A 19,772-nucleotide genomic window follows, 5' to 3' on the forward strand; every position below is an offset into this window, starting at 1 on the left:
CGACAGCACGCGCGAGGCTGGGGAGGCGTGAGGTGCTGTGCGGGGCGGTGCCGGGTGGGACTCGAAGGGGCAGTCGCGAGGCGGGCGTAGGCGTTCACGAGAGCGAAGCTCTCGTGAGCCAATCAGAACGCTCCGCGTTCTGATGACGACGCAAGCACCGCAGGAGCGAACGCAGTGAGCGACGAGGAGCGCAACGAGCGTACGCCCGCCTCGCGACTGGGGCTTCGGAGGTATCCGTGTCGCTCGGCGATTTATAAGAAACAGCTACGTACAGCCGAGCGGCTGGGGATTCGGTAGCGTTCGCGTCGATCGACGATTTATAAATGACCGCACTACCGTGTCGCTGATCGTTTCTACCGAGCCTCGTTTATATACCGAACCCGGCCGCGGCCTCCGAAATCGTCTGCGTGACCGCCGAGAGATCGAGTTCGAGATTGATGACGAACTCGTTGATCGCCCAGAGCGCGGCGATCTCGACGGCCGTGATGATCACGGTGACGAGGTCCGCGTACTTGCTGCTCGTCGTCACGCCCGTCGGCAGCGAGTACTCCTTGTCGGAGAGCGGGTGGAACAGCGCGATCCCCCGTCGGCTCCCGACCACGTCGAGGACGTAGTGCGTCAACACGCCGATCCACACGTACTGGAGGTTGCCGAAGACTACCGGGTACGCGAGGAAGACCGCCAACACCGGGAGGCTGTGGAGCGTCTTCCGGTGGCGTCCGAAGGCGGTGTCGACGTCGGGGAACAGCGCGCCCAACACGACGGGAACGGTGACCTGTGCGACCATCTTCGCCGTCGCCGCGTCGAGACCGGGTTCGAGGACGAATCCGAGTCCCAGCGCGAGCAGGAGCCCGTTGAGAACGTGGCCGCGTTTGTTCATACCGTTCGCTCTGCGTCTCGACAGGTCAAACCACCGGATCGCGGCGACGCTCGTAAGCTGCGCCTACCTCCCTCCCCTTCGGCGCTTTTGAGCCCCCGCTTCCCGGTCGAAAGAGCCACGGCGACCGCGTCCCACCCGGCCGTATGGAGTACGAGGAGCCGAAGTTCTTCCACGTGATGCAGTACGCCGCGGCCGCCGACGGCGACGTCATCGACATGGTGAGCGGCAACCCGGACTGGGAGCCGCCCGCCGCGCTCCGCGAGGCGCTCCGCGAGTACGCCGACCTCCCGCCCGCCGACTTCCAGTACCCGCCGAGCGACGGGCTCCGCGAGCTGCGGGAGGCGATCGCGGCGCGCAACGGGGTCGACGTCGACCGCGTGGTCGTCACCAACGGCACCGGCGAGGCGAACTACCTCGCGATGGCGCGCGCGCTCGACCGCGACGCCGGCGACGAGGCGCTGCTCACCGACCCTGTCTATCCCTACTACCCGGGGAAGACGCACCTGCTCGGCGGCGAGCCGACGCTGGTGCCGACCGCTCGCGACGGAAGCCTCGACGTGGACGCGTTCCGCGCGGCCGCGAGCGAGGACACCGCGCTGATCGTCTTGAACACCCCGAACAACCCGACCGGCGCGGTGTACGACCTCGATACGATTCGCGAGGTCGTCGGTATCGCCGAGGCGGTCGACGCCCTCGTCGTCGTCGACGAGGTGTACGACCGGTTCGATCTGGCCGGCTCGTTCGAGTCGGCGCTGGCCATCGACTCCGACCGGGTGATCGTCACGAGCGGCTTCTCGAAGTCGATGGCGATCACCGGATTTCGGGTCGGGTACGGCGTCTTCCCCGAGGCGCACGTCGACGACGCGCGGACCCGGCACATGCTCGTGAACGTCGCCGGGGCGCGCCCCTCGCAGTACGCGGCCTACCACGCGCTCGCCGAGACCCCGCCGAGCTACTACGCCGAGGCCCGCGACCTGCTCGCGGACCGCGTCGACGCGTTTACGAGCGCCCTTGACGCGGCGGGCGCGGAGTACAGCCGCCCGGAGGGGGCCTTCTACGTGCTCGCGCGCTTCGAGGGGTTCCCGGGGACGATGGCGAACGTCAAGCGGCTCGTCGACGAGGCGGGCGTCGCCGGAATGCCGGGCGAGGCGTTCGGAACCGCCCGCGACGAGTGGATCCGGTTCGCCCTGGTGACGCCGCGCGCGACCGAGGCCGCCGAACGGCTCGCGGACTACTTCGCCGACGGCGCGCCGGGTCCGCGATAAGCCACCGCGACGGCGCTCTCGACCGCTTCGGCCGAGGCCCGCGCCGGAGGCTTCAGCGACCCCGAAGCCGACTCGCGGTGCCGACAGCGAGGAGGGCGAGAACTGCGGCGACGACGCCGAAGCCGGGACTGCCGTCGTCGGTGGCTCCGGAGTCGTCACCGTCGCCCGAGCCGTCGGAACCGTTCCCGTCCGTCGCGGTGTCGACCCCCTCGACCGTCACCGGATCGGACGCGACGGACCCGTCCCGGGCGACGATCGTCCGGTTCCCGGTCGACGATATTTCCACGTCGACCTCTCCGCGGTCGTTCGTCTCGCCGACCGCGTCGCCATCGACCTCGACGGTCGCGCCGGGGACCCGCTCGTCGTAGGCGTTCCGAACCGTCACGCGGGTCGTCTCGCTGACCAAGACGCGTTCGTTCGCCGGCGTAACCGACAGTGCGGGGGTCAGCTGTGCCGTGGCGTTCACGCTCGCCGAGGACTCCCGCACCCTGATCCGTTCGTTCGAGGCGTCGTACCCGTCCTTGACGACCTCGACCGTGTACACGTCGTTCACGGGGACGTTGAGCGAGGCCGTCCCCTCTGTCACGCTCACCTCGGCGTCGTAGGCCGGCGAGGACACGCGGACCGCTCCGGTCTCGATGGAGGCGGGCGGGTCGAAGTGGTCGTCGAGGGCGCGCACGTCGAGCGTCACGGTCCCCCGTTCGAGCGCGACCGTCGCCTCCGCGTTCCGCGCCACCGTCACCTCCCGCTGCGCCTCGAAGTAGCCCGGCTTCACGACGACGACCTCGTACGTGCCGCGCTCGACGCGCGCCGTCTCGTAGATCCCGTCCGCGTCGGTCTCGCCCCGGTCGACCGTCCGCCCGTCCTCGCGGATCCGCACCGTCGCATTGGCCTGCGGCCGGTCCCGGTCGTCGACCACGGTCACCGTCGCCGTCCCGCTCCGACTGACGCCGAGCGCGACCGCCGTCTCGCTCGCGTTAGCGACGCGGAGGGGGCGGTTCCGGACGTACGCGTCGTCGTCGACGTCCAGTTCGACGCTCGCCCCCTCGGGGACGTCGAGCAGTACGTTCCCGTTGCTCGCCGTCGTCCCCGTCGCGGTCTCCGTCTCGCCGGACTCGGTCTCCCACGTCGCCTCGACGGTCACGCCGCCGACCGTGTCGCCGTTCTGGTCCGTCACCGAGACGGTGAGCGTCACCTGCTCCTGACCGACCGCGCCGCCGGTCGCGACGACGGCGACGACCAGCACCGCCGCCGCGACGACGACCACACGTGAGGCGTTCATACTCGCAATCGGGGGTCGAACGATATTGGTATGGGCCAAATACCCGAGTAGGATCGACCTTCCGTCCGCGTCCGAGCGGGAATCTACTCGCGGATCGCGGTCGCGGCTTCGCGGTTCGGTGCCCGGTCGGTCCCGCCGTCTGAACTGTTCCCACGACTCCGCCGTATTCAAATACGCGCGCGCAGACCAACGCGTATGGAGCAGATCGACGACCAGTACGCGCCCGCGGACGTCGAGACCGCGGTCGACGAGTACTGGGACGACCACGACGCCTACGAGGCGGCGAAAGAGGCGCACGCCGACGACCCGCCGTTCTTTTTCGTGGACGGCCCGCCGTACACCTCCGGGCAGATGCACCTCGGAACCGCTTGGAACAAGACGCTGAAAGACGCCGTCATCCGGTACAAGCGGATGACCGGCCACCGCGTCACCGACCGCCCCGGCTACGACATGCACGGGCTCCCGATCGAGGTGAAAGTCGAGGAGGAGCTCGGCTTCGAGAACAAGCGGGACATCGAGGAGTACGGGATGGAGGCGTTCATCGAGAAGTGCAAGCAGTTCGCCGTCGAGAACCGGGCGGCGATGGACGAGGACTTCAAGTCCATCGGCGCGTGGATGGACTGGGAGGACCCCTACGAGACGATTGACCCCGAGTACATGGAGGCCGCCTGGTGGGCGTTCTCCGAGGTCGCCGACAACGGCCTCGTCGAGCAGGGGAAACGCTCGATCTCGCAGTGCCCGCGCTGCGAGACCGGCCTCGCCAACAACGAGGTCGAGTACGAGGACGTCGAGGACCCCTCGATCTACGTGAAGTTCCCGCTCGCCGACCGCGAGGGGAGCCTCGTCATCTGGACGACGACGCCGTGGACGATCCCCGCGAACACCTTCGTCGCCGTCGACGAGGAGCTGACCTACAACGCGGTCCGCGCCGAGCGGGACGGCGAGGAGGAACTGCTCTACGTCGCCGCCGAGTGCGTCGAAGACGTGCTACAGGCGGGCCGCTACGAGAGCTACGAAGTCGAGGCCGAGCTGACCGGCGACGACCTCGTTGGCTGGGCGTACGACCACCCGCTCGCCGACCGCGTCGCCGAGTACCCGGACTTCGACGGTGCCGGGCGGGTGTACGCCGCCGACTACGTGGAGGCCGACCGCACCGGACTCGTCCACTCCGCGCCCGGCCACGGGGAGGAGGACTTCCACCGCGGCACCGAACTCGGCCTCGACGTCCACTGTCCCGTCGGGCCGAACGGCGAGTTCACCGAGGCCGCCGGGGAGTACGCCGGCCAGTTCGTCCGCGACGCCAACGACGACATCATCGACGACCTCGTCGCCGACGGCCACATGCTCGCGCACGGGACCGTCGAGCACAGCTACGGCCACTGCTGGCGGTGTGACACCGGGATCATCCAGCTGGTCACCGACCAGTGGTTCATCTCGATCACGGACGTGAAAGACGACCTCCTTGAGAACATGGAGGAGTCGGAGTGGCACCCGCAGTGGGCGCGGGACAACCGGTTCCGCGACTTCATCGAGGACGCCCCCGACTGGAACGTCTCCCGCCAGCGCTACTGGGGGATCCCGATCCCGATCTGGGTGCCCGAAGACGCCGAGTCCGGACAGCTCGACGAGGACATGATCGTGATCGGCACCCGGGAGGAGCTCGCCGACCGCGTCGAGGAGGACGTCGACCCCGAGTCGATCGACCTCCACCGCCCCTCGGTGGACGACCTCACCGTCGTCGAGGACGGGACGACCTACCGGCGGATCGACGACGTGTTCGACGTGTGGATCGACTCCTCGGTGGCGTCGTGGGCGACGCTCGGCTATCCGAGCGACGAGGCGGCCCACGAGGAGCTGTGGCCCGCGGACCTGATCATCGAGGCGCACGACCAGACCCGCGGCTGGTTCTGGTCGCAGCTCGGGATGGGGACCGCCGCGGTCGACCAGATCCCCTACGAGGAGGTGCTGATGCACGGGTTCGCCAACGACGAGGACGGCCGCAAGATGTCGAAGTCGGTCGGGAACATCGTCACGCCCGAGGAGGCGATCGACCGCGCCGGACGCGACCCGCTGCGAACCTACCTCCTCAGCCACGACCAGCAGGGCGTCGACCTCGCGTTCGAGTGGGACGGGCTCGGCGAGATACAGGGCAAGCTCAACATCCTCTGGAACGTGTTCCGGTTCCCCTTAGAGTACATGGACCTCGACGGCTACGACCCGGCCGAGGCCGATCTGGCGGACGGCGACCTCGAACTCGTCGACGAGTGGGTGCTCTCGCGGCTCCAGTCCGTGGAAGCCGAGGTCGCGGACGCCTGGGACGACTATCAGGTCAGCGACGCCGTCAACGCCGTGATCGAGTTCGTCACGCAGGACGTCTCCCGGTTCTACGTGAAGGCGGTCCGCGACCGCATGTGGGAGGAGGCCGACTCCGCCTCGAAGCGCGGCGCGTACGCCACGCTCGCGACCGTCCTCGACGAGGTGACGCGTCTGCTCGCGCCGATCGCGCCGTACATGACCGAGCGCATGTACCAGACCCTCGACGGCGAGGCGACGACGGTCCACGCGCTGTCGTACCCCGAGCCGGACGCCGACCTGCGCGACCCCGACCTCGAACGCGACGTGGCGGTCTTCCGCGACGTGGAGGAGGCCGCCGCGAACGCGCGCCAGCAGGCCGGGCGCAAGCTCCGGTGGCCCGTGCCGCGCGTCGTCGTCGAGACCGACGACGAGACGGTCGCGGCCGCGGTCGACAGGCTCTCCGAGCTGATCGCCGACCGCGTCAACGCGCGCGAGGTGGTCGTCACCGACGCGTTCGACGAACTGGTCGAGACCGCCGAGCCGCAGATGGCCGCCATCGGGCCTGCGTTCGGCGGCGACGCACAGAAGGTGATGGAGGCCGTTCAGGGCGCGACCCGCGCGGCCGTCGAGGGCGGCGAGGTCGCGGTCGACGGCGAGTCGATCGACCTCGACGACGAGATGGTCGAGTACGTCGCGGAGCCGCCGGAGAACGTCTCTGGTGCGGAGTTCGAGGGCGGCACCGTCTACGTCGACACCTCCCTGACCCCCGAGATCGAGTCCGAGGGCTACGCCCGCGACGTGATTCGCCGGATCCAGGAGATGCGCAAAGAGCTCGACTTGGACGTGGAGGCGCGGATCCGCGTCGGCGTCGCGGTCGACGACGACCGCGTCGCCGCGTTTGTCGACGACCACGCCGACCTGATCGCCGGGGAGGTACGCGCCGACGCGTGGCTCGATGACCCGAGCGACGCCGCGGCCGCCGAGGGCGGCCTCGTCGAGGAGTGGGAGGTCGAGGGTATCACGGTCACGATCGGCGTCGAACCGGTCGCGTAACGGCCCGGAGCGTCGGTCTTCCCCCGTCACGCCGACCGTTTCAGCCCGCCGTCACCCGTCAATCGCGCCGCCGCCGAAACCTATAGGTGCGTTCTTTACTCACGGTTGATTATGTATGTCCGGGCGGCCCGGCCCGACGACGCGGAGGCGCTGCGGACCGTGGTCTCGCGAGCGCGCGAGGAGACGGTGTTCGACGACATCGGCGCGCCCTTACTCGACGTGTCCGCCGCCGGCGTCCGCGAGGCCGCCGCCGAGGCCGAGTGGTCGTTCCTGATGGAAACCGACGAGGAGGGCCCGGTCGGACTGGCGATCGCCCACCCGGACCCCGACGGTGCGGAGGCGGAGCTGCTGGCGCTGTGGGTCCATCCGAACCGCGCCGGCGAGGGCGTCGCCGAGGAACTGCTCGCCCGCGTCGGCGACGCCCTCGCCGGTCGCGGGGTCGACACGCTCCGCGCGACGGTTCCCTCAGACCGTCCCAGCGCCGAGGAGTTCTTCAGCGCCCACGGGTTCACGCGCCGCGGAACGTGCCGGAGCCCGGCGGGTGACGAATCGGTCGTCATCGCCGACCCACGGGCGCTCGGCTGAGACGCGGGACTAACGGCTGCGGGACCGCCGACCGCCGGATCGACTCACTTCAGCCGCTCTTGGAGGAACGACGGGTGTGCCGCGGTCACGCCCTCCACCCCGAGCAGCTTCTCGGAGATGACGTCGCCGAGCTCGTCGCCGTCGCCGGCGCGCACCTCGGCCATCAGCATGTGGTCGCCGGAGGAGGTGTACAGCGCCTGGACCTCGTCGAGCGACTTCAGTTCCCGGGTGGCCCCGACGTACTGACCCGAGTCCACGTCCATCCCCACCATGGCGATCGACTGCGAGGAGAGCTTCTTCGGGTCGACCTCCGCCGAGTAGCCGACGATCACACCCCGGTCTTCGAGGCGGTCGATGTACTTCCGCACCGTCGGCTTCGAGACGTCGGCTCGCTCGGCGATCTCTCCGCAGGACGCCTGTGCGTCCTCTTCTAACACAGAGAGGATCCGTTCCTCCGTCGATACCGTACTCATGAGTATATGGTTGTCTCCAATGAAAAAATACCTTCCGAATCAGAAAACGAGCGCCTTGCGCCGTGAACGGCTGCGGCGGCCGCTCAGGCGTGTTTGTCGAGGAACATGTCGTGGGACCGCTCCCACTCGTAGTCGTCGTCCCAGTAGCGCTCGGCGAGCGGCTCCTCAGGCATCTCGCCGATCGCCTGCTTCTCCTCGCCGTAGGAGGGACGATCCTCGTCGACGTAGAAGCGACCGGTGAGGACCTCGCCCTCGTGGAGCGACTCCTCGGTCTCTCGCATCATCTCGGCGGCCTCGACGCGGTCCGTCTTGTCGAACTCGTAGTCGTCGGAGTCGTTGACGTCGATGTACGGGACGTACTGGCGCGCGTCCTTGTTCCAGGTCGGACACTGGGTGAGGAAGTCGACGTGCGCGAACCCGTCGTGTTCGATCGCCTCGACGATGATCTCTTTGGCCTGGTTCGGATTGACCGCGGCCGTGCGGGCGACGTAGGACGCGCCGGCGTTCAGCGACAGCGAGAGCGGCTTGAGCGGCTCCTTGGCGCTGCCGGACGGCTGCGTCTTCGACTTGTGACCCTTGGGGCTCGTCGGGGAGGTCTGTCCCTTCGTGAGCCCGAAGATCTCGTTGTTGAAGACGATGTACGTCATGTCGTGGTTCTCCCGGGCCGTGTGGAGGAAGTGGTTCCCGCCGATCCCGTAGCCGTCACCGTCGCCGCCGGCGGCGATCACTTCGAGATCGGGGTTCGCGAGCTTCGCGGCGCGGGCCACGGGCAGCGAGCGCCCGTGGATCGTGTGGAACCCGTACGTGTCGAGGTAGCTGTTCAGCTTACCCGAACAGCCGATCCCGGTACACAGCAGGGTCTCCTCGGGCGTGCGCCCGACCTCCGGGAGCGCCTGCTTCAGCGCCTTCAGGACGCTGAAGTCACCGCAGCCCGGACACCAGGTCGGCTGCGGCTCCACGCCGGGAGTGTACTCGTCGCGGTCGATCTCTCGCTCCTCTCCGATCGCTGAAAACGTGCTCATTGGTTAGTCACCTGCGGCTGGGACGAAGGTGGTCTGATGGCCGGACGCGTCGCCGTCGCCCTCGACGATCGCGGTCTCGAACCCGTCGACGATCTCCGCCGGCTCGAACGGGTTCCCGTTGTACTTCAGCAGGCTCGACAGCTTCTCGCCGTAGCGGCCGAGGTTCTTCTGGACGAGCCCGCGGAACTGTCCGGACGCCGTCATCTCGACGACGAGGACCTCGTCGACGCTCTCGATGAACGCCTCCACCTGCTCGGTCGGGAACGGGAGCATGTCGGAGACGCCGTACGACTTCACCGAGATTCCGGCATCGTTGAGGCGACCGACCGCCTCTTCGACGGTTCCCTGCTGGCTGCCGAACGTGAGGATGCCGTACTCGGCGTCCTCGGGGCCGGCGTACGAGCCGGTGTCGACCGTGTCGAGGTCGTCGCGGATCGCCGCCAGCTTCTGGGCCCGCCGGTCGATCTGCGCGACCCGGTTGTCCGGGGACTCGCTGATGTGGCCGGTCGGGTCGTGCTCGTTGCCGGTCGCGAGGAAGCGACCGCCCTTCTGACCGGGGATCGAGCGCGGCGAGACGCCGTTGTCGACGTCGTGCTGGAAGCGGTGGAACTTCCCGTCCTCGCTGTGGGGCTGCTCGGAGAGCGCGTCCTCCGAGAGCGTCTTCCCGAGCGTCGGGTTCGGCTCGCGGTCGAAGTGGCTCTTCGGGACGTTCACGAGCTCGCCGCCGAGCTTCTGGTCGTACAGGAGGATCGACGGGATCTGGTACTCGTAGGCGAGCCGGAAGGCGAGCCGCGACTGGTCGTACGCCTCCTCGACGGTCCCCGGCGCTAAGACGACGCGCTGGGAGTCGCCCTGCGACGTGTACAGCACGTGTTCGAGGTCGGACTGCTCCGGCTTCGTGGGCATCCCGGTCGAGGGACCGGCGCGCATCGCCTCGACCAAGACGACGGGCGTCTCCGTCATCTCCGCGAGTCCGAGCGGCTCAGACATCAGCGCGAACCCGCCGCCGGAGGAGCCGGACATGGCCTTGACGCCGGCGTGCGACGCGCCGACCGCGAGCGCGGCCGCAGCGATCTCGTCTTCGACCTGCTCGGAGATCCCGCCGAGCTTCGGCAGGTTCTTGGTCATGATGGTGAACACCTCGGTCCACGGCGTCATCGGGTAACCGGAGATGAACCGGCACCCCTCGTCGATGGCACCGTAGGCGATGGCGTCCGAGCCGGACATGAGCAGCTGTTCCTCGTCGTGTTCGCCGGTCGGGACGGAGACGTCCGGCGCGTCCACGTCGTACTCCTCGCGAACCTGATCGTACGCGATCTGGAGGATCTCGAGGTTCGGTTCGAGGATCTTCTCCGGCATCGCGTCGCGCATGAGGTCCTGGACGTGGTCGAGGTCCATCCCGGTGATCGCGCAGGTCGCGCCGACGCCGGCGGTGTTGCGCATGACCTCGCGGCCCTGATCGCGGGCGAGTCCGCGGAGATCGAGGGGGAAGACGTGCCAGTCGTTCTCCTCGGCGCGCTCGTCGAAGTTCGGGATCTCCGAGGCGTCTAAGAGCCCCTCGTCGTAGATGATGACGCCGCCCTCGCGGAGCTCGTCCAAGTTCTCCGAGAGGGGTTTGATCTCCTCGTTCCCGTAGACGGCCCCCTCCTGCGGGTTGCGGGCGAACGAGTCGCCCAGCGCGAGCAGGAAGTTGTAGCCGTCGCCGCGGGATTCGACGGGGTCCGCCGACGCGCGGACCTCGGTGTAGGTGTGACCGCCGCGGATCCGCGACGGGTAGTGCCGATGCGTGAAGACGTTGAGCCCCGATCGCATCAAGGCCTTCGCGAAGTTCTGGCTGGTCGAAGCGATCCCGTCACCGGATCCCCCCGATATCCGCCAGATGAGTTCGTCGTCAGTCATAGTGGTGTGTGAGCCCGTACGGGCCTCGTGAGGTGACGTTACGTTGGTTCCCTCTTAGGGCTTGCTATGGAATCGCAAGGGACAATCATGAAGGTCTATTAGGGTGCCACTCGCTCCCACGATACTGGCGGGGGCTTCCGCGCCCTTTTACTTCGACGCACGCCGAACTCGGGCATGCTCACGTTCATCGGACTCGGTCTCTACGACGAGCGGTCGATCACCGTCGAGGGCCGGGAGGCGCTCCGGGAGAGCGACCGGGCCTTCGCGGAGTTTTACACCAGCCGGCTGGTCGGTGCCGACGTCGCCGATCTGGAGGCGTACCACGGGGTCGACGTCGAGGTCCGCGACCGCGCCGGCGTCGAGCGGGACCCGGAGCCGATCCTCGATGCCGCCGAGTCCGGAGATGTCGCCTTCCTCACCGCGGGCGACACGATGATATCGACCACCCACACCGACCTCCGGCTCCGCGCCGAGGAGCGCGGGGTCGACACGCGGGTGATCCACGGCGTGACCGCGCAGTCGGCGGCGTCGAGCCTGACGGGGCTCCAGAACTACCGGTTCGGGAAGGCGACGACGCTCCCGTTCCCGTACGCCCACGGCGGCGACGACGTGCCCGCGAGCGTGATCGAGACGATCGACGCGAACCGCGAGCGCGGACTCCACACCGTCGTCTACCTCGACATCAAGGTCGGGACGGGTCCGACCGGGGCGGACCCCGACCACGAGGAGTACATGACCGCCGACTACGCCGCCGGACTGCTCGCCGACGCGTGGGAGGACGCCCTCGCGGTCGTCGTCGCCCGCGCCGGCTCGCCCGACGCGGTCGTCGCGGCCGACCGACTGAGCGCGCTCGCCGACCGCGAGTTCGGGGACCCGCTCCACCTGCTCGTGATCCCCGGGGACCTCCACCACGTCGAAGCGGACGCCCTCGTCGGCCTCGCGGACGCTCCGGAGTCGCTCGTCGAGGAGTAGGCTCTCCTCGGCGCTCCCGGACAACCATCGGTTCGACCGGACGCTTGATTACTGTGGCCAACGTTACCATGAGACATGAACAACGTTCCCGTCGAGCGGCTCATGTCGACCGACCTCACGACCATCGAACGCGGGGCGGCCGCGGCCGACGCGGCGAAGCGGATGCGCGAGACTGACGTGAGCTCGATCCTCGTCGTCGAGACGGACGGAACGCTGGCGGGGCTGATCACCGCGACGGACTTCGTCACGCTCGTCCGCGACAACGACCCGAAAGACCGGACGCCGGTCGAGGCGTTCATGACGACGGACGTCGTCACCGTGAGCCGCGACGACACCGTCGCGGAGCTGGCCGAGCCGACCGCTCACGGCTACACGCACCTCCCCGTGACCGACGACGCCGGGAAACCGATCGGGATGGTGTCGACGACTGACCTCACGGCGTACCTCTCGCGAGCGAAATGACGGGCCGGCCGGTTTCGAAACGGCGGAACGACGAAACGGCACGACTCGTCGGGGTGAGGGACGCTCGCCCGAGTAGGGGAGATCCGTCGGCGTTGTGCGTTCCGGAAGAGTAATGACATGTGGTAACGTACGACTTGTCATGGATCTCGACGACAGAACGCGCGTCGCGGACGTCATGTCCGCGCCGCTGGAGACGATCGCGGGGGACGCGCCCCTCCGCGAGGCCGCTCGGCGCATGCGCGATCAGAACATCAGCGCGCTCGTCGTGACGACCGGCGGCGGCTGTATCGTCACGCAGAGCGACATCGTCGGAGCGATCGCGGACGGGCGCGACCCCGCGGAGACGACGGTCCGCGACGTGATGACCGAGGACGTCGAGACGGTGACGCCGGACCTCATGATGCAGGAGGTCGCCGCGATGATGACGATGTACGGCGTCAAACACCTCCCGGTCGTCGACGACGACTACGTCGGGATGGTGTCGACGACGGACATCGCCGAACACCTCTCCTGACTGGATCGGGCGGGACGGACCGACTCGCCGGACCGACCCGCCGGACCGGCCAGCCCCGGCCTACGGAGCCTCACAACAGCAGCAGCGGCAGCCCGGCGACCACGCCCACGACGATCAACAGGAGGTTCCAGAGGAACACCGGCCGGACCAGTTCCCGCGCGATGCTCGCCGCGAACGCGGTCTTGATCAGGATGCTGGCGGCGGTGCCGGCGACCACGCCCGCGACCGCGGTGTCGACGCCGATCTGTCCGGTCCCGAGCAGCGAGACCGCCGTCGTCGTCGAGGTTCCCGAGGACACCAACCCGGCGAGGAAGGACGTGGCGACGAACCCGCCCGCGCCGAACGTCTCCTCGGCGACCGCGGAGACGAGCAACACGACGAGGAAGAGCCCGCCGAACGTCAAGGCGTTACGTAGGCTGAACGGAGAGGTCAGCTCCGCCTCCATCGTCGTCCGCCAGTCGCTGCGCCACACGGCGACCCCGATCCCCGCGACGGTGATCGCGCCCAGTGGGGCCCCGACGACGAGCGCCGCCTCCGGGACGAAGACGGCCACCACCGCGGCGTTCCGGAACGCCATGGCGGCGTTGGCGAGGAGGATCGATCCGACCGCGATCTCGCCGAGGTCGGCCCGCCCCTTCGCCCGCTTCGCCATCTCCGCGACGACAGCCGTCGAGTTCACCAGCCCGCCGAAGAATCCCGTGACCGCGTAGCCGCGCCCCTGATACCGCTTCACCAGCACGTAGTTGACGAAGCCGATGGCGCTGACCGCGACCACGAGCGACCAGACGAGCCGCGGCTGGACCGCGTTCCACGGGTCGACGGTCTCGGCCGGCAACAGCGGGAAGACGACGAACGCGAGGATGGTGAACTCCACAGCGCTGCGGACCTCCTCGCGGGAGAGCCCCCACGCGAACTCGTGGAGCTCGCGCTTCAACACGAGCAACAGCGACGACAGCACCGCCACCGTCACCGACTCGATGAACAGCCCCTGCGCGACGAGGACGCCGACCCCGTAGGCGACGAGCATCGACGCCGACGTCGTCAGCGAGAGCCCGTCGACGTCGGTCTCGACGAAGCTCCGGACCGCCAGAAGCACCGCGCTGGCGACGACCGACACGCCGCCGACGACGAGCAGTCCCGGCTCGTCGAGCAGCGAGAACACCGCCGCCGCGAGGCTGATGAGCGCGAACGTCCGGATCCCCGCCGACTTCTGTGACCACTCGCGTTCCAGCCCGAGGAACATGCCGAGCGCGGTCGCCAACACCAGCTTGGCGACGTTCGTCTCCAGGTAGACGAACGGATCGATCGCACCCATCACCGCCGACCACCTCGCCGCGGCCGCGCCCCGGAACGGGCTGCTCCGACCTGCGTCCTCGCGATCATGGCCGTCGGTATCCGTTCCCCACGTCTATGGCTTGCTATATAGTGGTATATATTTCTGGAACGCCGCGGGACGGAACCGGTCCGCTACCGATTCGTCGGCTCGCGTGGGAGGTCGAGTGCCTCCGTCAGGTCGTGTTCCTCGCCGGTGATCAGGTACAGCACGTCCTCTAAGATGACCGCGAGTTCGGGCAGCTCGCGCACCGCGAGGAAGGTGATCGCGATGAGCGCCACGACCGCCAACAGCTGGCTCATGATCCGGTCGGAAATGAGGAAGGAGACGCGGTACGGGTCGCTCGCGCCGAACATCGCCAACACCAGATCCGGATACCAGTGCATGTACTGGTTGCCCGCCACCACGGAGATGAACGTCGTCCGGAGGACGTTCAGCACGTAGATGAGCGGTACTGACACCGCGAGCGCGCGGAGTTTCCGAGAGAGCGGCGCTTCGACGGCGGCGACGAGGCCGCCGAAGATGGCGATGCTTCCCAGCCCCGTACACGCCAGCACGATGTGAATGACGACGGTGTGGCCGTCGGCGAGCGTCCACGAGTACGCCGCGTCGTACCCTTCGCTGCTCGTCACCGCCTCCGGCGCGTAGCCGAGGAGGTCGATGAGCGTTCCCGTCTGCGCCGCGACGACCTCGATGAGGATCCGCCGTGGCTCCGGGACCGCGACCCCGGCGACGGTGAACGCCGGAATCGTCTCGAACGGGAGGTAGATGAATAACATGAATGCGATGGCCCGGGTGAGGGTAAAAAGCGACGCGCGCCCGTTGTACAGGAGGTACCCCGCGTACACGCTGGCTGGGAAGCCGACGAGCGCGAGGATCGCCTCCACGTAGCTCTGGTGTTCGAACGCGAAGTACGGTACCGTCGACAGCCAGAACAGTCCGAACAGCGCCCACGTCGCGGCCGCGAGCGCGCGGCCCGCGTCCAGTCCGCGGCTGTCGAGCAGCCACGACGCCGCGAAGAGGACCGCCACGATCCACGCGAACGTGAACGTGTCGGGGATCACGCTCAACACCGCCGGCACGCCGTGGCCGAACATGTCCGTATCGTCCGTCGTCGTCGAATAAAGCCCTTGTCGTTACGTGCGAGTCGCGCGGGAGAGCGGCGCGACGTCCGTTCGACCCGAGGGACTACCGCTCCTCGCTGTCGGCTCGCGGCGCGTCGCGCCGCTCGCTCAATATGAGGAGCTACCGCTCCTCACTGTCGAGGACGCGGATCTGGTCGCCGCGGACCGTCACCGGGATCGGGACGGTCGCCTCGTACAGCTCGACGGTCACTTGGTCTTTCCCTTCGTCGATCCGCTGGACGCGCGCCTTCTCGCCCTTGAACGGCCCGGCGATCAGTTCGACGATGTCGCCCTCGGCGATCCCCTCCACGTCCGGGGTCGGCGAGAGGAAGTGTTCGACCTCGGAGAAGGGGCTCTCCGCGGGCCCGTCGCCGCCCTGAATGACGCCGTTCGCGTGCGGGATCTCGTCGAGAATCCGCTCGAACACCGTGCCGTCGGTGGCCTCGACCATCACGTAGCTCGTGAGCTGGTCGGGGGCGATGACGGCCTGGATCTCGGGCATCTCCTTCTCGGCGAGCATGTCGGCGACGGTGCGCTCTTGGCTCGCCGTCGTCTTGACCGAGTAGATCGGCATTACGCGCCGACCCCCGGGAGGAGGCTCATGATCGCGAACATGAGGAAGCCGATGAACCCGATCAGCAGGATTCCGGCACCGGCGATCTTCGACACCTGGAGGAACTCGTCGGTGCTCGGCGTGCTCGCCAGCTTCAGCACCCGAATGTAACTGTTGAGATCGTACGGAACGTCCATGTTACCAGCGGATTCGAGACGGGACGGTTTTTACCTTTTGATGCGCCGCTGAGCGGTCGAACTCGGGGCGTCGAACTACTCCACGTAGTCGATGTCCTCGACATCGCTGGGCGCGTCACCCTCCGGCGGCTCGCCGTTGTTGCCGTAGATCTGCGGCGACTCGACGCCGGTCACGACGATCATCGTGCGCATCTCGCCTTCGAGTTCGTCGTCGACGGAGGTCCCCCAGATGATCCGCGCGTCGGGGTCGATCCGGTCGTATATCTCCTCGACGACGCCCTCCGCTTCTTCGATGGACATGTCCTGTCCGCCGGTGACGTTCACCAGCGCGGAGTTCGCGCCGGAGATGTCGACGTCGAGCAGCGGCGAGCGCAGCGCCGACTTCACCGAGTCCTGCGCCTTCGAGTCGGAGTCTGACTCGCCGAGGCCGATCATCGCGACGCCGCCCTTCTCCATGACGGTGCGGACGTCGGCGAAGTCGAGGTTGACCAGTCCGGGCATCGTGATGAGTTCGGTGATACCTTTCACCGAGCGCATCAGCACCTCGTCGGACACCTTGAACGCCTGCCGGACCGGGAGCTTCCCGACCGCGTCGAGCAGGCGGTCGTTGGGGACGACGATGACGGTGTCGCTCACGTCGCGGAGGCGTTCGAGGCCGGCCTCGGCGTTCGTGCGACGGACCTCGCCCTCTGCGGTGAAGGGGGTCGTGACGATGGCGATGGTGAGCGCGCCGGACTCCCGGGCGGCCTTCGCGACGACCGGCGCGGAGCCGGTCCCCGTCCCGCCGCCCAGCCCCGCGGTGACGAACACCATGTCGGAGCCGTCGATGGCGTCTTGGATCTCCTCTTGGGACTCGATGGCGGCCTCCTCGCCCACCTGCGGCAGCGAGCCGGCCCCGCGGCCCTGCGTCTTCTGCTGGCCCATGAGGATCTTCGTGTCGGCCTCGATGTTGACGAGGTGCTGGACGTCGGTGTTCGCGGCGACCAGCTTCGCGCCGTGGATCCCCTCCTGGGTCATCCGGTTCACCGTGTTGCCGCCGGCACCGCCGCAGCCGACGACCGTGATGTTCGTCTGGAGGTCCTGGAGGACGTCCTGTAGCTCGTCGTCGGTCATCGTTCCGGTCTGTGGCGGCGCGCCGGCGCTCCCTCCGGCGGCGCTCTCGCCGGCTCCCCCGGCGTCGTCTGCGGGGGCCTCTTCGGCTTCGTCGATGGCGTCCTCTACGATGGAGTCCATTATGTGGTGTCGTTGCGACCCGGACGTATTTATTTTTGCCCGATCGTCTGACGCGGGTCGGACGCCGAAATCGACGGCGTTCGCCGCCGACCGCCGAGAGTACGGATATCACACCCGAGATCCGCCGACTCGGGGCCGCTTATAAATCAGTCGAGCGCGGCCGCGTCGATCGGGAACCGGTCGCTCCGGCTCCGCGACACGTCGTCCGGCTCGATCGTCTCACCGTCGACCTCGACGGGCTCGCCGTCGGCGAGCCGGCCGAACGCCGGCCCCTCGGGAACCCCTCGCTCGGCGGCCAGCGCCGGATCGAACGCCGTCTCCCGGGCGACGACCGCGCTCTGTTCCGGCAGCACCTCGACCGCGTCGTAGCCCGTCTCAAGCACCGCAGCGAGCGCCTCGACGAGGTCGGCGTACCCCGGTGCGTCCGGAGCCGACGTGAACGCGACGCTCCCCGCCGCGCGGGTTCCCCCCTGCTCCGTGTCGAACGCGACGGCGGCGGACGAGACCGCCTCCCGCGCCGCGTCGGCGTCGAGTCCCTGCGCCCGCGCGAGCAGGTCCGTCGGGAGGTCGCGGACCGCGAATTCGGCCGGGTTGCCCGGCTCGACCGCGCCGAACCGCAGCCCCTCGTCGACGGGACCGATCGCGTCTTCCAGCGCCTCGACGAGCGGGAGCGGCGCGTCGCCGACCTCCCGGACCCACGTCTCGCTCACGACGCGGTGGCCGAGGTCCGCGACGACCGCGGCGAGGTCGGGACGGTCGCCGTCGATCACGGCTCGGTCGGCTCGGCTCCGCTCGAAGGCCGCGTCGATCACGCCGCGGTTCGCCTCGGGCGCGCCGAGGTCGCCGAGCGCCCAGTCGGCCCCGACGTGGCCCACCGCCCACTCGGTCTCGCGGACGATCCGGGTGAACCGCGGCGCGTAGTGACCGCCGCCGAAGCCGACGACGTGACGCGGCCGGGCCGCGTCGCCGTCGGCGGTCCCCTCGGCGTCGCTGATCCCGTCGCCGTCGACCAAGTCCGCGCCGGTCCCCCGCAGGTCGAGGACCGCCCGCGCGACCGCCCGGGCTGCCTCGGGGTCCGCCCACTGCGGCTCGTCGGAGCCCAGTTCGACGAACAGCGACGGGACCGAGACGTCGGTCGGCCCGTGGTGCGTGCACTCGATGCCGACCTCGTACCCCTCGGGCGCGTGCCGGGCGAGCGCCTCGACGACGCGCTTTTCCGCGCCGGGCGCGGCCCGCGCCAGCGACTCCGGCTCGCCGCCGTACTCGGCCCCGCCGAAGTTCCCGGTGACGTGCGCGGTCAGGAGCTCCCCGGTCTCGCCCGAGTGCCGGGAGACGAACGCGAGGAACGCCGGGTCGCAGTCGAACGCGGCGACCGGGTCCGACAGGTGGATGTGGAGGTCGTCGAACTCGCGGAGTTCGAACCCCTCCGTCCGGTAGTAGGTCCCGCCGCCCTCTGCGTCGGGCAGCGAACCGTCCTCGCGGGCCTCCCAGTCGCCGACCTCCAAGAGCCGCTCGCCGATGTGCGCCGAGGCGCTGTCGGCACGGCTGACGACGATCGCTATCACGCTCCCGACTCGGCCGCGCGCGACCGAATACCCGTCGGTTCGCGGCGCGCTCGCGGTACTGCGGGTCTCCGGTCCGTACTATGGGGTCCCCGCCCCCGTTACGGCAGCAACAGGTACACGAAGCTGCCGTAGCCGACGACGAGGACCGCGCCGTCGACGCGGGTGATCCGCTCGCCGTACGCCATCATTCCGACCGCGACGGCCGTGAACGCGAGCAGCGCGGGGAACTCGAACCCGCGGACGGCGGGGGAGACGCCGATGGGCGTCACCACGGCGACGATGCCGATGACGGCGAGAACGTTGTAGATGTTCGAGCCGACCACGTTGCCGACGCTGAACTCCGCCTCGCCGCGCACCGCGGCGACGACGCTCGCGGCCAGCTCCGGCAGCGACGTGCCGAGCGCCAGCACCGTGAGGCCGATGAAGATGTCCGAAAAGCCCGCGGCCGACAGCAGCGACTCGCCGCCGTCGATCAGCCACCGCGAACCGAGGACGAGCGCGACGATTCCGCCGACCACGGCCGCGACGTCGCGCGCCTTCGCGTCCGGCATCTCGTCCCGTTCCGCCTCGGAGATGGCCGACTGGTTCTGTTGGACGTTCCGGAGGACCGCGGCGGTGAACGCGACGAGCGCCGCCAGCAGCACGACGCCGTCGACGAGTCCGATCCGGCCGTCCCAGCCGAGACCGACGAGCAGCAGCGCGGCGACGACCATGAACGGGACGTGACGGCGGAACACGGTGTCAGAGACGTCGAGCGGGCGGATGAGCGCGGAGACGCCCAACACCAGCCCGATGTTCGCGATGTTCGAGCCGACGATCGCGCCGAGTCCGATGTCGGTCGACACCGTGACCGCGCCGAGCAGGGAGACGAAGAGTTCCGGGGCCGTCGTCGCGAACGCCACGACGGTGACGCCGACGGTCGACGCCTTCAGCCCGACGGCGAGCGCGAGGTCGCTCGCGCCGGAGACGAGCAGTTCGGCACCGACGTACAGGAGGGCGACGCCGCCGGCGATCAACAGCAGTTCGACGAGTGGCGACCCGGGCAGCACGGCTCCGGGTTCGCGT

18 protein-coding genes are annotated in these 19,772 nt (G+C 68.8%); 6 read left to right on the forward strand and 12 right to left on the reverse strand.

Annotated elements, in window-relative coordinates:
* Positions 1-367: 367 nt before the first annotated feature.
* On the reverse strand, positions 368-880 hold the full coding sequence (locus QOL69_RS13260; protein WP_283403542.1) for a metal-dependent hydrolase: 513 nt from the start codon (positions 878-880) through the stop codon (positions 368-370).
* Positions 881-1,023: 143 nt separating this feature from the next.
* Between QOL69_RS13260 and QOL69_RS13265 the strand changes: the two genes are divergently transcribed.
* Positions 1,024-2,145, forward strand: a complete 1,122-nt coding sequence (locus QOL69_RS13265) for a pyridoxal phosphate-dependent aminotransferase (RefSeq protein ID WP_283403543.1) — start codon at positions 1,024-1,026, stop codon at positions 2,143-2,145.
* Positions 2,146-2,197: 52 nt separating this feature from the next.
* On the opposite strand, the gene QOL69_RS13270 is transcribed toward QOL69_RS13265, so the two are convergent.
* Complete coding sequence (locus tag QOL69_RS13270; protein ID WP_283403544.1) at positions 2,198-3,427, reverse strand: carboxypeptidase-like regulatory domain-containing protein; 1,230 nt, start codon at positions 3,425-3,427, stop codon at positions 2,198-2,200.
* 195 nt (positions 3,428-3,622) lie between these two features.
* Between QOL69_RS13270 and ileS the strand changes: the two genes are divergently transcribed.
* A complete protein-coding gene (ileS, locus tag QOL69_RS13275) occupies positions 3,623-6,775 on the forward strand; it encodes an isoleucine--tRNA ligase (RefSeq protein WP_283403545.1) in 3,153 nt (1,050 codons plus the stop codon).
* 111 nt (positions 6,776-6,886) lie between these two features.
* Entirely contained in the window at positions 6,887-7,360 is a 474-nt protein-coding gene (locus tag QOL69_RS13280) for a GNAT family N-acetyltransferase (protein ID WP_283403546.1), read from the forward strand.
* Positions 7,361-7,404: 44 nt separating this feature from the next.
* On the opposite strand, the gene lrpA1 is transcribed toward QOL69_RS13280, so the two are convergent.
* The 3 genes from lrpA1 to QOL69_RS13295 form a co-directional block, all read right to left on the reverse strand.
* Positions 7,405-7,833: an HTH-type transcriptional regulator LrpA1 gene (lrpA1, locus tag QOL69_RS13285; RefSeq protein WP_048077320.1), complete on the reverse strand. Its 429-nt coding sequence runs from the start codon at positions 7,831-7,833 to the stop codon at positions 7,405-7,407.
* A gap of 83 nt (positions 7,834-7,916) precedes the next feature.
* Entirely contained in the window at positions 7,917-8,855 is a 939-nt protein-coding gene (locus tag QOL69_RS13290) for a thiamine pyrophosphate-dependent enzyme (protein WP_048077321.1), read from the reverse strand.
* 3 nt (positions 8,856-8,858) lie between these two features.
* Positions 8,859-10,754 carry a 2-oxoacid:acceptor oxidoreductase subunit alpha gene (locus tag QOL69_RS13295; RefSeq protein WP_283403547.1) on the reverse strand — a complete coding sequence of 632 codons (1,896 nt, stop codon included), beginning with the start codon at positions 10,752-10,754 and terminating at the stop codon, positions 8,859-8,861.
* A 174-nt stretch (positions 10,755-10,928) separates the two neighbouring features.
* Between QOL69_RS13295 and dph5 the strand changes: the two genes are divergently transcribed.
* The 3 genes from dph5 to QOL69_RS13310 all read left to right on the forward strand — a co-directional run bounded on the left by dph5 (position 10,929) and on the right by QOL69_RS13310 (position 12,702).
* Positions 10,929-11,726, forward strand: a complete 798-nt coding sequence (gene dph5, locus QOL69_RS13300) for a diphthine synthase (protein WP_283403548.1) — start codon at positions 10,929-10,931, stop codon at positions 11,724-11,726.
* 75 nt (positions 11,727-11,801) lie between these two features.
* Complete coding sequence (locus tag QOL69_RS13305) at positions 11,802-12,188, forward strand: CBS domain-containing protein (RefSeq protein WP_283403549.1); 387 nt, start codon at positions 11,802-11,804, stop codon at positions 12,186-12,188.
* A 139-nt stretch (positions 12,189-12,327) separates the two neighbouring features.
* Positions 12,328-12,702: a CBS domain-containing protein gene (locus QOL69_RS13310; RefSeq protein WP_283403550.1), complete on the forward strand. Its 375-nt coding sequence runs from the start codon at positions 12,328-12,330 to the stop codon at positions 12,700-12,702.
* Positions 12,703-12,772: 70 nt separating this feature from the next.
* Here QOL69_RS13310 and QOL69_RS13315 read toward each other — a convergent pair whose 3' ends face one another.
* The 7 genes from QOL69_RS13315 to QOL69_RS13345 form a co-directional block, all read right to left on the reverse strand.
* Positions 12,773-14,020, reverse strand: a complete 1,248-nt coding sequence (locus QOL69_RS13315; protein ID WP_283403551.1) for an MgtC/SapB family protein — start codon at positions 14,018-14,020, stop codon at positions 12,773-12,775.
* Between the two features lie 149 nt (positions 14,021-14,169).
* Positions 14,170-15,132 carry an archaeosortase A gene (gene artA / locus QOL69_RS13320; protein WP_048077325.1) on the reverse strand — a complete coding sequence of 321 codons (963 nt, stop codon included), beginning with the start codon at positions 15,130-15,132 and terminating at the stop codon, positions 14,170-14,172.
* 148 nt (positions 15,133-15,280) lie between these two features.
* Positions 15,281-15,733, reverse strand: coding sequence for a transcription elongation factor Spt5 (locus QOL69_RS13325; RefSeq protein WP_006628864.1), 453 nt, complete (start codon positions 15,731-15,733; stop codon positions 15,281-15,283).
* Positions 15,733-15,909: a protein translocase SEC61 complex subunit gamma gene (locus tag QOL69_RS13330; protein ID WP_006628863.1), complete on the reverse strand. Its 177-nt coding sequence runs from the start codon at positions 15,907-15,909 to the stop codon at positions 15,733-15,735. Before QOL69_RS13330 ends, QOL69_RS13325 begins: the two co-directional genes overlap by 1 nt.
* A 75-nt stretch (positions 15,910-15,984) precedes the next feature.
* Complete coding sequence (gene ftsZ, locus QOL69_RS13335; RefSeq protein ID WP_283403552.1) at positions 15,985-17,142, reverse strand: cell division protein FtsZ; 1,158 nt, start codon at positions 17,140-17,142, stop codon at positions 15,985-15,987.
* Between the two features lie 146 nt (positions 17,143-17,288).
* A complete protein-coding gene (locus QOL69_RS13340) occupies positions 17,289-18,707 on the reverse strand; it encodes a D-aminoacyl-tRNA deacylase (protein ID WP_283403553.1) in 1,419 nt (472 codons plus the stop codon).
* Positions 18,708-18,805: 98 nt separating this feature from the next.
* A complete protein-coding gene (locus QOL69_RS13345) occupies positions 18,806-19,756 on the reverse strand; it encodes a calcium/sodium antiporter (RefSeq protein WP_283403554.1) in 951 nt (316 codons plus the stop codon).
* Positions 19,757-19,772 lie beyond the last annotated feature (16 nt).

It is taken from the genome of Halorubrum sp. DM2 (assembly GCF_901686465.1).
GTDB lineage: Archaea > Halobacteriota > Halobacteria > Halobacteriales > Haloferacaceae > Halorubrum.